Source organism: Paenibacillus sp. 2KB_22 (genome assembly GCF_052115745.1).
In the GTDB taxonomy this organism is placed as follows: Bacteria; Bacillota; Bacilli; order Paenibacillales; family Paenibacillaceae; genus Paenibacillus.
This window is the reverse complement of the sequence record NZ_JBFRHG010000001.1, coordinates 1,188,555-1,202,106: the sequence shown is the minus strand read 5'-3', so window position 1 is coordinate 1,202,106 and position 13,552 is coordinate 1,188,555. Positions and strand designations below refer to the sequence as shown.

Here is a 13,552-nt window from a genome sequence, read left to right as displayed (position 1 = left end):
CATGAGGTGAACAACAATGGCTAAGATTCGTACAGGTAGAGTGGGCGAGCAGATCAAGAAAGAATTGAGTTTGCTCATCCAGTCTGAACTGAAGGACCCACGTATCGGTTTTATTACGGTAACGGGAGTCGAAGTGACAGGAGACTTGTCGCAAGCCAAAGTTTATCTGAGTGTCTTCGGTGAACAGGAACAAAAAGATAACTCGCTCAAAGCATTGGCAAAAGCAAATGGATTTTTGCGTTCCGAGCTGGGCAAACGTATCCGGTTTCGTCATGTTCCCGAGTTGATATTCAAGATTGACGAATCTATCGCTTATGGTAGCCGAATTGAGAAGCTGCTTGGCGATATTGGTTCCGACAAGAACGAATCCCAGTAACAGAATAGAGGAGACGGCAATGCACACTTATGAACAGGCGCTCCAGGCCGGAAAGCAATTTCTGCTGGAGCATGATGATTACCTGGTCGTGTCGCATGTACAGCCGGACGGTGACGCAGTCAGCTCGACGGTAACGGTGGGCTGGCTGCTGTCATGTCTGGGTAAGACATTCACGATGATTAATGAAGGCGAAATCCCCGGGCGCATGCAATTTCTGTGGGAAGCAGGCAACATTGTGAACATGACCGAACAACCACCGCAGCGAAAATATAAAGCTGTTATTTGTGTGGATTGTGCTGACTTTGCCAGAGTAGGTTTGACGCGTCATTATTTTGAAGAAGATGCTGTTATTTTGAATATCGATCATCACCCTACGAATGACGGTTATGGTACAGTCAACATCATTAAGTCAGATGCTGCTGCAACGGCTGAAATTTTATTCGATTTTCTTAATCTGTTCCAAGTAACATGGGATAAAGATGTTGCGACGGCAGTTTATACAGGATTGCTTACGGATACAGGTGGTTTCCGCTATGCCAACACCAGTCCCAATGTAATGACAACGGCCTCCAGACTGCTTGAACATGGCGTGGATGGACCCTATCTTGCTCAGACCTTGTTGGAGCAGGTGACTCTTCCGCAAGTTCGGATTTTGAATCAGGCACTATCAAGCCTGCAGATGACAGATGATGGCAAGATAGCCTGGGTTGTTATTACACCAGATGATATGGTAGCTTGCGGAGCAGCTAACGAAGATCTTGAAGGGGTAGTGAACTATCCGCGCAACATTCAAGGTGTGGAGGTTGGTATCTTTTTCAAAGTCATCAATGAGAACGCCGTCAAGGTTTCTCTGCGTTCGGCTGGCAAGATTGATGTTGCTGCATTAGCACAGACCTTTGGGGGAGGCGGGCATGTGCTCGCAGCCGGTTGTCGTCTGGAAGGCAGTCTTGATGATATTGTTGCAAAAGTACTAAAGCAGGTGAACTCACAATGGTAAAACCATTTGAAGGTGTACTTCCGGTATATAAACCGGCGGGATTTACTTCTCATGATGTTGTAGCCAAGATGCGTCGCATTCTCAAGATGAAGCGCATTGGGCATACGGGCACACTGGACCCACAAGTTACAGGCGTTCTGCCGCTCTGTCTTGGACGGGCTACACGCGTGGTGGAGTACATGCAGGAGCTTCCGAAGGAATATCTGGCTACGCTTAGATTGGGACTTGCTACTGACACAGAGGACATGACAGGGGAAGTCATTGAGCGTGCTGAAACACCGGTGGAAGTCACACAGGATCAGGTTCAACAGGTGCTTGAGCAGTTTCTGGGCACGATCTCTCAGGTGCCACCCATGTATTCTGCGGTTAAGGTAGATGGTAAACGGCTTTATGAGCTTGCTCGTGAAGGGAAAACGGTAGAGCGCAAGAGCCGTGAGGTCACAATCTATGAGCTTGAGCTTACAGGGATTGAGTCTCAGGGCGAGACGACCGATATTTCTTTCCGGGCCTTGTGTTCAAAAGGTACCTATATTCGGACATTGTGTGTAGATATCGGCCGACAACTCGGATATCCATCGACCATGGTTCGACTGGAGCGTACGATATCGGCAGGTATCTCTGCAGATCGTTGTCTTCGTATTGAAGAGGTGGAACAACTTATGGCTGATGGGACTTTAGCGGAGGCGCTGATTCCTGTTGACGAGGCTATTGCTTCGATTCCGGCCCACAAGGTTGGAGAAGAACAGGCCAAAGGAGCACTTCAAGGTCAGAAACTGTCTGCACGTCTTCTGGAACCCCCTGTAGAGCAACCTGGTTTGTTACGGTTGTATGCTCAGGATGATACGTTTCTGGGGATATTTGAACGGGATGAACTAAAACCAACGGTGAGGGCAGTAAAAGTCTTTTTGCCGGAATAAAGAGGTCTCGGGCTTGAAGCTGTTGTGGTGATGCTCAAGCTTGGCCTATCTAGTGAAATGCAGGTGAATGATTGTGAAAACCGTAATGCTAACCTATCCGCAGACGTTACATTCGACTGAGCTGAGCACACTTCCGCAAGTGCTTGCGATTGGTCAATTCGACGGACTGCATCTCGGACATGCAAGTGTCATTTTATCAGCTGTCCGCATTGCGCGGGAAACGGGCATGCAGGCAGCGGTCATGACCTTTCATCCACATCCGAAGGAAGTTATGCGCAAAGGGGATTACGAGGGTTATTTAACTCCCTTGAGAGATAAAGAAGACATCTTGGCAGGAATGGGCGTTGATGTACTTTATGTGGTGGAGTTCAATGCAGATTTCTCACGGTTGACGCCACAACAATTCGTACAGGACCTGTTGATTCCTCTTCAGACACGAACAGCAGTGGTGGGTTTTGACTTCCGTTTCGGTCATAAGGGTGCAGGGGATGAACAGCTTCTTCGTACTTTGGGAGAAGGAGAGATGACGGTGGAAACCGTTCCTCCTTTCTTGTTAAACGGTGAAAAAGTGAGCAGTTCTCTCATTCGTGGCCTGTTGAAGCGTGGGGAGATGGATGAGGCCAGTCAGTGGCTTGGCCGACCTTACAGCATCAGAGGAACCGTCATTCACGGGGAGAAGCGTGGACGAACGATTGGATTTCCTACAGCCAACCTTGAACTCACGGATCATTACGTTACCCCGTCGAAGGGTGTTTACGCTGTTCGTGTGCAGTATGGCGAACAGGAACTGCATGGCGTAATGAATCTCGGTGTGAAACCTACGTTTCACGAAAGCGGGATGAAACCTACGTTTGAGGTGCACCTGCTTGATTTTGATGGACACTTGTATGATCAGGAACTAAAGGTTGAGCTCGTTCACTATATTCGTGCAGAACGAAAGTTTGACTCCATTGATGCATTGATTAGCCAGATTCGTGAAGATGCATTAACCGCCGGTCGCCTGTTATCTTAAAGGTTCTCGATTAAATGCATGTTTACATTTACTTTAACTAGGCAATTATGATATACTGTACTACGTTGTCGAATGAGACAACATTAACCTTGGCTTGGTTGCTTGCTCTCACCGGCGGTGACGAGGCTAATGGCGATTATATTGAAGGAGGTGAACAGGATGGCATTGACTCAAGAACGTAAACAACAACTGATCGACGAGCACAAAACTCACGAGTCCGATACAGGATCTCCAGAGGTGCAAGTTGCTATCCTTACGGAAAACATCAGAAGTTTGACAGACCACTTGCGTACGCATAAGAAAGACCACCACTCACGTCGTGGACTTTTGAAAATGGTAGGTCAACGTCGTAAGCTTTTGGCTTACGTGAAAAACAAAGATGTTAAACGTTACAGCGCACTGATCGAAAAACTCGGATTGCGTCGTTAATTATCGTACATGTTTTCAAAACCAACCTGGCTGTTATCCGTCATTCTTTTGTCTAAAAGGACAAGCGGAACCTACAGCCGGGTTGTTTTGTAGACGAACATGTTGCCATATATTTGTAGATGGGGCTCCGTGAGGAGCTTTTGTTGTGCAGGTTAGCATGTTGAAAGATCCATACATAGCTAATGAATGCAGGACAAGCAGGAAATACTGTGAATATGCAGAATCCATTGAATTAGGAACGAATAAAAGGAGGGGTTTCATGGAACAGCGTGTTGAAATGCAGCTTGGTGGAAGAAAGCTTACGCTTGAGACTGGGCGTTTGGCCAAGCAGGCTAATGCTGCCGTTAAGGTAACATACGGGGATACCGTTGTATTGTGTACCGTGACAGCATCAAGTGAGCCGAAAGATCTGGACTTTTTCCCATTAACGGTGAACTATGAAGAAAGATTGTACGCCGTAGGTAAAATCCCGGGTGGATTTATTAAACGTGAGGGCAGACCGAGTGAGAAAGCAATTCTTTCAAGCCGTCTGACAGACCGTCCAATTCGTCCTTTGTTCCCGGAAGGCTTCCGGAATGATGTACAAGTTCTGAATATCGTTATGAGTGTGGACCAGGATTGCGAACCGCAAATCGCTGCAATGATTGGTACATCAGCAGCATTGAGCATTTCGGATGTTCCATTCAGCGGACCAATTGGTGGCGTAAAAGTTGGACGTATTGATGGCCAGTTCATCATTAACCCAACGATTGCACAGCTTGAAATCAGTGAACTTGAACTGGTGGTTGCAGGAACCAAGGATGCCATTATGATGGTTGAGGCTGAAGCAAACGAATTACCGGAAGAAGTGATGCTCGAAGCAATCATGTTCGGACATGACGAGATCAAAAACATTGTTGCGGTAATCGAACAACTCGTGCAAGTCGCTGGTAAGGAAAAAATGGCTGTTAAGTTACATGCCGTTAATGCTGAAGTCAACAGCAGTGTGCGTGATTTCGCAAGTGCTCGTCTGGTTGAAGCCGTTAAAATTGCCGAGAAGCATGCTCGTCAAGATGCAATCGATGTAGTGAATGACGAAACTGTTGCTCACTTTGAAGAGAAATATATTGAAAGTCCTGAATTGCTTAAAGACGTGAAGGAAGTTCTGCACGATATCGTTAAAGAAGAAGTGCGCCGTCTGATTACGCATGATAAAGTTCGTCCAGATGGACGTGGACTTGCTGAGATTCGTCCAATCGAATGTGATACTTCCCTGCTGCCACGTACGCACGGTTCAGGTTTGTTCACACGTGGTCAAACGCAAGCACTTAGCATCTGTACACTTGGTGCACTTGGCGATGTTCAGATTTTGGACGGAATTAGCCTTGTAGAAACGAAACGTTTCATGCATCACTATAACTTCCCACCATTCAGCGTAGGTGAAGCTCGTCCATTACGTGCTCCAGGCCGTCGCGAAATCGGACATGGTGCTCTGGGTGAGCGTGCGCTTTCCAAAGTAATCCCTTCCGAAACAGACTTCCCATACACGATTCGTCTGGTATCAGAAGTTCTGGAATCTAACGGTTCAACTTCCCAGGCAAGTATCTGTGCCAGCACACTAGCTATGATGGATGCAGGAGTACCAATTAAAGCTCCAGTTGCGGGTGTAGCTATGGGTCTGATCAAAGACGGAGATCATGTATCCATTCTGAGTGATATCCAAGGTATGGAAGATCACCTCGGTGACATGGACTTCAAAGTAGCCGGAACACCTGAAGGTGTAACCGCGATTCAAATGGACATCAAAATTGATGGTATTGATCGTCAAATTTTGTCTGAAGCATTGGCTCAAGCCAAAGAAGGTCGTTTGCACATCTTGAGCAAAATGACTGAAGTGATGAATACGCCACGTGAGCAGTTATCACAATATGCGCCTAAAATTACAACGATGCATATCAATCCGGACAAAATCCGTGATGTTATCGGTGCAGGTGGTAAAATTATCAATAAAATCATCGAAGAAACCGGTGTTAAAATTGATATTGAACAGGATGGACGTGTCTTTATCGCTTCTTCCAACCAGGAGATGAATGATAAGGCCAAAGCGATTATCGAAGGTATTGTGCGCGAAGTATTGGTCGGTGAGATTTATGTCGGTAAAGTAAAACGCGTAGAGAAATTCGGTGCTTTCGTTGAAGTACTTCCGAACAAAGAAGGTCTGGTACACATCTCACAACTGTCAACAGAACGTGTTGCCAAGGTCGAAGATGTGGTAGCCATCGGTGATTCCATTACGGTAAAAGTAACGGAAATTGACCCACAAGGTCGAATCAACTTGTCCCGTAAAGCGGTTTTGACTGCTGAAGCTCCGGCTCAATCCTAGGATACCGAAGCGACAGGTTATAAATGGATATATTGAATGAAGAGACAGAATGTGAATTTCTGGCTCTTTTTTTAACGTTTAAATACGAAAAACAAGGATGAAACCATGGCTTAGTATTCATATTCTTGCCCTTGTCCTCATATGATGGGGACAAAGACGGCGGGAGGATGGAGCTGTGGGAAACCAATCCAAAAAGCTGGCGGCTGTTCTGGCAGGTGTGACTGCGGTCATATTGATCGGACAAGTTGGCAGTGTACGTACATACATTACGGAGATCCGTGATGGGCCAGGTACGCAAAATGCTTTTGACATGTTCAAGGAAGCAACGGGAGAAGATGCGCTGTTGTCGGCGATTCGGGATAAAGCGGCTGAAACGAAAATTGCTCCGGTGAATGCCAGAGTGGATCGGGTATGGAAAGCGATTCCTGGCTATAATGGCATGGAGATTGATGTGGAAGCGACATACCGTAAGGCGCTTAGTGGAACGTTGAATACCAAAATTGCTTATGTCTACCGTCAGATCGAGCCGGCGATTCAGCTTAAAGATTTGGGTGCACATCCAATCTATCGGGGGAATGCAAACAAACCGATGGTCTCTTTTATGATTAATGTGGCCTGGGGGAACGAATATATCATACCGATGCTGGATACGCTCGATGCAGAGAAAGTGAAGGCCACTTTTTTTCTGGATGGAAGTTGGTTAAGCAAAAACGTTGAATTGGCCAAGGAAATTCAGAAACGAGGGCATGAGATGTCCAATCATGCATATTCTCACCCTAATATGAGTCGATTGAGCGCAGAACGGGCCAAGCTGGAAATTAGTAAAACGCAGGATCTGCTCCATAAAACACTGGGGGTAGAGAATCGCTGGTTTGCTCCGCCTTCGGGTGACTTTAATCAGAAGACCGTTGACATTGCTTCTTCCATGGGCTTGCAAACCGTATTATGGACTGTAGATACCGTGGACTGGCGTAAACCAAGCTCGGATGCCGTTGTTGCCAAAATTGCGAAAAATACCGAGGCAGGCACGTTAATTCTAATGCACCCTACAGCTGCCTCTTCGGGAGCTTTAAAAGGTATGATTCAATCCATTCGGGCCAAAGGTCTCGTGCTCGGAACGGTAAGTGAGACGTTGTCTTCGGAACGTGTAAATACCTCTGCGGTTGAGTGAACGTTGTTTTTTTGTTAATATCAAAAAGTTGGAACCAAATGTCGATTTCAATTTCAAGGTTGAGATCAAGGCAATTATAGAGATGTAGGAGGGCCAACCATGAAAAAAATTCAGCTGGGCAATGGCCTCAGAGTTGTCATGGAACAGATACCGACCTGCCGTTCTGTGTCTTTCGGAATATGGGTCAAGACAGGTTCGCGTAATGAGCAACCTGCAAGTAACGGAGTATCACATTTTATTGAACACATGTTATTCAAGGGAACAGATCGTTATGATGCCAAGGCGATTGCGGAGCAGTTCGATGCGATTGGTGGTAACGTGAATGCGTTCACTTCCAAAGAATACACATGTTATTATGCAAAAGTGTTGGATGAACATTTACCGATTGCCGTTGATGTGTTATCTGATATGTTTTTCCGTTCGAAAATGGATGATGGTGAACTGATCAAGGAGAAAAACGTCATTCTGGAAGAAATCTCGATGTATGAGGATACGCCTGACGATATGGTGCATGATCTGATGGCCTTGGCCGCCTATGGTGAGCATCCGCTCGCATATCCTATTCTGGGTACGGAAGAACGTCTCAAAGCGATGGATTCCAGCCATCTGCGTGCATATATGAAGGAGCACTACACGATTGAGAACACGGTCATTAGTATTGCGGGTAATATTGACGACAGTGTAATCGATCTGATGGAGAAGCATTTTGGTGCTTTTGATGTAAATGGTGTAACGGAAGCAGTTACGATGCCAGCGTTCCAAAGCGGACAGCTCTTCCACAAAAAGAAAACGGAACAGAATCATATCTGTATCTCGTTCCCGGGCTGTAAAATCGGAGATCCGCTTCAATTCGCTATGGTTGTTCTGAATAACGCCATTGGTGGAGGCATGAGCTCCAGACTGTTCCAAGAAATTCGTGAGAAACGTGGGCTTGCATATTCTGTGTATTCCTATCATAGTTCTCATGCGGACAGCGGATTGTTCACGATATACGCGGGTACAGCACCCAAACAGACAAAAGAAGTGCTCGACCTCACCAAAGAGGTTCTGGGCGACCTGGCTGTAAACGGCTTGTCCGAAGATGAACTTCGTAAAGGAAAAGAACAGCTGAAGGGAAGCCTGATTCTTAGCTTGGAAAGCACAGGTAGTCGCATGAATCGTCTGGGTAAAAACGAGCTGATGCTGGGCAGACACCATACGTTGGATGAGATGATCACCAAAATTGAGCAAGTGACCATGGACGATATTAACGCGGTACTTGATCTGATGTTTGCAGAGCCTTTTGCACTTGCGATGGTTGGCGCTTCAGATAAGACGATCGCTGGATTGAGAAGGGATGATTTTGTTGCACTACGTTCAAATACAGAAACTGCCGGGCAATGAAGATATTAAACTGCCTCAAAAAATGTCGGAGCTGGCATCCGGCTTTGATGTAGTAGCTGCACTTCAGGAAGATGTTGTGTTGCAGCCGGGTCAGCGTACGCTGATTCCAACCGGACTTGCGATGGCAATGCCAGCTGGATTGGAAGCACAGATCCGTCCTCGGAGCGGACTGGCTTTCAAACATGGAATTACCTGCCTCAACACACCGGGTACCATTGATGCGGACTATCGCGGAGAAGTTAAAGTGCTGTTGATCAATCTGGGTCAGGAACCGTTCACGATTGTACGGGGAGAGCGCATCGCACAGATCGTCTTCCAGACCGTGCCTGCGGTTGAATTGACGGAAGTGAATGAACTTTCGGAAACAGTACGCGGCGAAGGCGGATTCGGTCATACCGGGAAATAATCAGCGTAAATATATGCATTCTTTAGAGTCGTCCCTGACAGGGGCGGCTCTTTTTTTACATTCGAGAAACGGACGATGGATTACAATTATTGTTTTCACCCCCCTGTGGGCCCCTGCATACGATAAGGCATACATGTGGTGAAAGGAGTGACGTCCCGATGCTGACCGGAGTCCGGATTGTAGTCCTGGGCGGAGATGCGCGGCAGCTTGAAGTCATTCAAAAATGCGCTGAGCTGGATGCAACGGTAAGTGTGGTGGGTTTCGATAAAATAGAGCGTTCCATTCCAGGGATCGAGCATCAGGAACTGGAGGACGAAGTATTTGCTTCCGCAGATGTACTGGTACTGCCTGTTGTCGGTTGCGATGATCAGGGAAAAGTAAGTACTTCATTCAGTGACACGCCGATCTATTTGAAAAAGGAACATATTGCAGCATTACCGGAGCATTGTATTGTGTTCACAGGTATGGCTAAGCCGTTCTTGCGCGAACTTTGTCTTGAAAATGGGCTGCGACTTGTTGAAGTACTTGATCGTGATGATATTGCACTTTACAACTCTATTCCAACAGCTGAGGGAGCCATCGCCATAGCTATTCGGGAGACGGACTTCACAATCCATGGTTCGGAATGCATTGTGCTCGGCATAGGTCGAACAGGATACACAATGGCCAAAACACTGCAAGGACTTGGAGCAAATGTACGGGTGGGAATCAGGCGGGAAGAGGATGCTGCCCGCGCTACAATAATGGGCTGGAAGCCTTTTATGACAACGGATTTGGCCGCTCAAACCGGGGAAGTTGACTTGCTTTTTAATACGATACCGACTATGATAATCACAGCACAAATCCTGTCCAGAATGCCGCAAAAGGCTGTCATTATCGACCTCGCATCCGCTCCTGGCGGCTGTGATTTCAGGTATGCAGACAAACGTGGTATCAAAGCGCTACTTGCGCCTGGCCTCCCCGGCATTGTTGCTCCCAAAACGGCTGGCGGCATTATTGCCGACGCGTTGATCCGTTTGCTTTTGGAAGAACAGAACGCACGGGAGGTTAAATCATGAACTGGCAGGGAAAAACGGTAGGTTATGCAATTACAGGTTCTCATTGTACGTTTGAAGAGGTTATGCCGGTTATTAGCCGCTTCGTGGCTGAAGGTGCCAACGTCATTCCGATTATTTCGAATTCGGTTTTGACGACCGATACACGCTTCGGTACGGCGCAAAATTGGCAAAAACAGTTGAAAGATATAACAGGTAATGATATCATTTCTACAATTGTTGAAGCGGAGCCATTAGGGCCTTCCAAGCTGCTTGATGTGCTGGTGATTGCTCCATGCACAGGAAATACAACAAGCAAGCTGGCTAATGCGATGACCGACAGTCCAGTGCTAATGGCAGCCAAAGCGCAGATGCGCAATCAGCGTCCGCTTGTGCTCGCGATTTCCACGAATGACGGTCTGGGCTTGAATGCTGCGAATATCGCCAAATTGCTCGTGGCCAAATACTTGTATTTTGTGCCATTTGGGCAGGACGATCCAGTGAAGAAACCAAACTCGTTAGTCGCCAAAATGGAATTGATTCCAGAGGCTTGCTGGAGTGCCCTTGAGGGCAAACAGTTGCAGCCGATGATTGTGGAGCGCTCTTCACAAGCTTAAAGGATCATTGATTGGGTGACAACGTTTATGCGCTTGGAGAAATGAAGGGTTTGAGAGACAAAGAAAATCATGGGGGACGATATGCTGGATTGAACAGCTACTTGTGTCCACGTTCCTGTCTATAAGGCATTCCTGCTTGCGGGCAGTAAAGGTTAAGCAAGCGGGAGAAGTCTATTGTGAATGTTTGCGTCATGATCTCGATAACAATCGCATCAGAACGCTCCCTAGAGTGATCCATTTGTTGATTTTACCCGTGTCCAGTCTTCTTGCGTACACAAATGGAGGAATAAAGATGCGTATCATGGTACAGAAATTCGGAGGCACGTCTCTCTCCACTGTTCAGGCGAGAGAGCATGTGCTCCGTCACGTTAAACGTGAACTTGAGGCAGGATTGAGTCTAGTCATTGTTGTGTCTGCGATGGGGCGCCGCGGCGAGCCATATGCGACCGATACGTTGCTGGACTGGGCTGCACAGAACGGAAACGCACTATCCGCACGCGAAAAGGATTTACTGCTGTGCTGTGGTGAAATCATATCAGCGACGACTTTGAGCAGTTTACTCGAACATGAAGGCATTCCAACTACAGTGCTGACCGGTGCACAAGCAGGTTTTGTGACGGACGACAATTTCGGGAATGCCCGGATATTGGATGTCCGTCCTGTTCGTGTGTTGGAGCAGCTTCAGCTCGGCCGTGTCGTTGTTGTAACCGGATTCCAGGGGCAGACAGAGAACGGAGACTTCACGACACTGGGTCGTGGGGGAAGTGATACGTCTGCAACAGCACTTGGTGCAGCATTACGTGCTGAAATGGTGGATATCTACACCGATGTGAACGGGATACTCACTGCCGATCCGCGAATTGTTGAGGATGCGCGTCCGCTGACTGTTGTGAGTTATGCTGAGATCTGTAACATGGCCCACCACGGGGCCAAGGTCATCCATCCACGTGCGGTCGAGATTGCCATGCAATCCCAAATTCCAGTGCGGGTAAGATCTACTTTTGCAGACACGGAAGGAACGCTGGTTACGCATCCGGAAGGATTTCGGGATGTGCAGACAGGCATTGTTGACCGTTATGTAACAGGTATCGCCTACGTGAGCAATGTAACGCAAATTACGGTGGATGTGCCTGGTGGTGCAGATCGATTGCAACTAAAAGTGTTCAAAACCATGGCCGAGAATTCGATCAGCGTTGATTTTATTAATGTTACCCCCTCGGGAGTTGTCTATACGGTTTTTGACAGTGATTCCGAGAAAGCCATACAAGTATTGCAGGAGATAGGTCTCAAGCCACAAAGCCTGTCCGGTTGCGCAAAAGTGTCCGTTATTGGCGGAGGCATTAATGGTGTACCTGGAATTATGGCTCGAATCGTCGAGTCCTTGACACTGGCTGACATTCAGATCCTGCAATCGGCAGATTCGAATACAACGATCTGGGTACTCGTAAAAAAAGAAGATATGGTTCAGGCCCTGAGGGCACTTCACGCCTCATTCGAACTTCATTTGTAAGGATCTGAAGTTAGAGGAGCCAAACCTGTTTTGAAGGAGGAATCGAATTGGACTTTGGAAGATTGATTACAGCAATGGTCACTCCGTTCAATGAACAAGGAGAGATTCATTGGGAGGAAACGGCACGTCTAATCGACTATCTGATTGTAGATCAAAAGTCGGAGACGCTCGTGGTTTCCGGAACAACAGGGGAGTCTCCAACACTTAGTGATACTGAGAAAGTTCAATTATTCGAATTTGCAGTGAAACATGCGGCCGGTCGGTGCAAAATTATAGCCGGAACGGGAAGCAATAACACGGCACATTCCATCCATTTGACACAGGAAGCTGAACGTGCCGGAGTGGATGGCATATTGTTGGTTGTTCCGTATTACAACAAACCAAGCCAAGAAGGTTTGTTCAGACATTTTGAAGCGATTGCAGGCTCTACCAAGCTGCCAATTATGCTGTACAACGTGCCTGGGCGTACAGTAACTAGCCTGTCCGCAGCAACAACGCTTCGTCTTGCAGAGATCCCTAATATCGTCGCTACGAAGGAATGTGCGTCTACGGAGCAGGTTACGCTGATTGCAGCGAGTGCTCCAGAACATTTCAGAGTCTATTCCGGTGATGATGCTTCAGGCTTGCCTGCGATTGCGGTTGGAGCACATGGAATTGTCAGCGTGGCGAGTCATGTCGTAGGGGCAGAAATGAAGAAAATGATTGACGCCTTCTATGGCGGAGAACCTCTTCAGGCTGCTCAGATTCATCAGCAGCTGTTCCCTGTGTTTAAAGGCCTGTTTGAGTGTCCACAGCCGCTACCGAACCCGGTAGCAGTGAAATATGCCCTGACTTTGCGTGGTTTGAACGTTGGCTCTGTACGATTGCCTCTTATTCCGCCAACGGAAGAGGAGCAGGTTTATATCAAAGGTCTGCTTAATTTGTAATCATTTTGGTTGTATATGGCACTATTTTATTAATCATGGAATTTCCTTCAGATCAGCAAAAGAACCGCTCCTCTTCGTAGAGGATGCGGTTCTTTTTTTAATGAGTAATGTGAGGTTTCTTTTCCATTGCTAAAGGGAAACCTACAGGTTAACGAGAGAGTGACTTGTTTTTTTTGTTTTTAATCATGTATAATGATGTCAAGTGACTGGGTGCGGTATTTTTTTGAAATTGAAAGCGACATCGTTTCGTGGTGTAGCTTTGCGGTGAAAAAGGAAGGAACGGCTAAGAGGAAATTTCAACTCCAACTTGTTGGTAAAAGGGAATAACTTCGAAGAACTTCTTCCAAATATCGTGAATAAAGGTGTTCTTTTGCATTCATCCCGATAGATGGGTATGTGATGTATGGACTAC

At 47.0% G+C, this 13,552-nt stretch carries 13 protein-coding genes; all 13 read left to right on the top strand.

What is annotated here, in order from left to right; genetic code table 11:
• Positions 1–16 precede the first annotated feature (16 nt).
• The 13 genes from rbfA (at position 17) to dapA (ending at position 13,140) form a co-directional block, all read left to right on the top strand.
• A complete protein-coding gene (gene rbfA, locus AB4111_RS05095) occupies positions 17–376 on the top strand; it encodes a 30S ribosome-binding factor RbfA (RefSeq protein WP_062833829.1) in 360 nt (119 codons plus the stop codon).
• Between the two features lie 19 nt (positions 377–395).
• Positions 396–1,373, top strand: coding sequence for a DHH family phosphoesterase (locus tag AB4111_RS05090; protein WP_442030718.1), 978 nt, complete (start codon positions 396–398; stop codon positions 1,371–1,373).
• Positions 1,367–2,290 (top strand): tRNA pseudouridine(55) synthase TruB, encoded by a 924-nt coding sequence (truB, locus tag AB4111_RS05085; RefSeq protein WP_442030717.1) that lies wholly within the window; start codon positions 1,367–1,369, stop codon positions 2,288–2,290. Before AB4111_RS05090 ends, truB begins: the two co-directional genes overlap by 7 nt.
• A gap of 73 nt (positions 2,291–2,363) precedes the next feature.
• Complete coding sequence (locus AB4111_RS05080) at positions 2,364–3,302, top strand: bifunctional riboflavin kinase/FAD synthetase (RefSeq protein WP_442030716.1); 939 nt, start codon at positions 2,364–2,366, stop codon at positions 3,300–3,302.
• Positions 3,303–3,461: 159 nt separating this feature from the next.
• The gene (gene rpsO, locus AB4111_RS05075; RefSeq protein ID WP_056700672.1) at positions 3,462–3,731 is read left to right on the top strand and encodes a 30S ribosomal protein S15; all 270 of its coding nucleotides are present in this window, start codon (positions 3,462–3,464) and stop codon (positions 3,729–3,731) included.
• Between the two features lie 259 nt (positions 3,732–3,990).
• The gene (pnp, locus tag AB4111_RS05070) at positions 3,991–6,093 is read left to right on the top strand and encodes a polyribonucleotide nucleotidyltransferase (protein ID WP_442030715.1); all 2,103 of its coding nucleotides are present in this window, start codon (positions 3,991–3,993) and stop codon (positions 6,091–6,093) included.
• A gap of 175 nt (positions 6,094–6,268) precedes the next feature.
• Positions 6,269–7,264 carry a polysaccharide deacetylase family protein gene (locus AB4111_RS05065; protein ID WP_253433872.1) on the top strand — a complete coding sequence of 332 codons (996 nt, stop codon included), beginning with the start codon at positions 6,269–6,271 and terminating at the stop codon, positions 7,262–7,264.
• Between the two features lie 99 nt (positions 7,265–7,363).
• Positions 7,364–8,647, top strand: a complete 1,284-nt coding sequence (locus tag AB4111_RS05060) for a M16 family metallopeptidase (protein WP_076326816.1) — start codon at positions 7,364–7,366, stop codon at positions 8,645–8,647.
• Complete coding sequence (gene dut / locus AB4111_RS05055; protein WP_017689132.1) at positions 8,607–9,053, top strand: dUTP diphosphatase; 447 nt, start codon at positions 8,607–8,609, stop codon at positions 9,051–9,053. The genes AB4111_RS05060 and dut overlap by 41 nt, the downstream gene beginning before the upstream one ends.
• Before the next feature lie 158 nt (positions 9,054–9,211).
• Complete coding sequence (gene dpsA, locus AB4111_RS05050) at positions 9,212–10,111, top strand: dipicolinate synthase subunit DpsA (protein WP_442030714.1); 900 nt, start codon at positions 9,212–9,214, stop codon at positions 10,109–10,111.
• The gene (locus AB4111_RS05045; protein ID WP_062833836.1) at positions 10,108–10,704 is read left to right on the top strand and encodes a dipicolinate synthase subunit B; all 597 of its coding nucleotides are present in this window, start codon (positions 10,108–10,110) and stop codon (positions 10,702–10,704) included. Before dpsA ends, AB4111_RS05045 begins: the two co-directional genes overlap by 4 nt.
• A gap of 292 nt (positions 10,705–10,996) precedes the next feature.
• A complete protein-coding gene (gene dapG, locus AB4111_RS05040; protein WP_442030713.1) occupies positions 10,997–12,214 on the top strand; it encodes an aspartate kinase in 1,218 nt (405 codons plus the stop codon).
• 47 nt (positions 12,215–12,261) lie between these two features.
• Positions 12,262–13,140, top strand: a complete 879-nt coding sequence (gene dapA, locus AB4111_RS05035; protein WP_442030712.1) for a 4-hydroxy-tetrahydrodipicolinate synthase — start codon at positions 12,262–12,264, stop codon at positions 13,138–13,140.
• Positions 13,141–13,552 lie beyond the last annotated feature (412 nt).

Coding starts and splice junctions, on each gene's coding strand:
- AB4111_RS05060 (WP_076326816.1), top strand. CDS start 7,364: ATGAAAAAAATTCAGCTGGGCAATGGCCTCAGAGTTGTCATGGAACAG.
- AB4111_RS05045 (WP_062833836.1), top strand. CDS start 10,108: ATGAACTGGCAGGGAAAAACGGTAGGTTATGCAATTACAGGTTCTCAT.
- dpsA (WP_442030714.1), top strand. CDS start 9,212: ATGCTGACCGGAGTCCGGATTGTAGTCCTGGGCGGAGATGCGCGGCAG.
- rbfA (WP_062833829.1), top strand. CDS start 17: ATGGCTAAGATTCGTACAGGTAGAGTGGGCGAGCAGATCAAGAAAGAA.
- pnp (WP_442030715.1), top strand. CDS start 3,991: ATGGAACAGCGTGTTGAAATGCAGCTTGGTGGAAGAAAGCTTACGCTT.
- AB4111_RS05090 (WP_442030718.1), top strand. CDS start 396: ATGCACACTTATGAACAGGCGCTCCAGGCCGGAAAGCAATTTCTGCTG.
- dapG (WP_442030713.1), top strand. CDS start 10,997: ATGCGTATCATGGTACAGAAATTCGGAGGCACGTCTCTCTCCACTGTT.
- rpsO (WP_056700672.1), top strand. CDS start 3,462: ATGGCATTGACTCAAGAACGTAAACAACAACTGATCGACGAGCACAAA.
- truB (WP_442030717.1), top strand. CDS start 1,367: ATGGTAAAACCATTTGAAGGTGTACTTCCGGTATATAAACCGGCGGGA.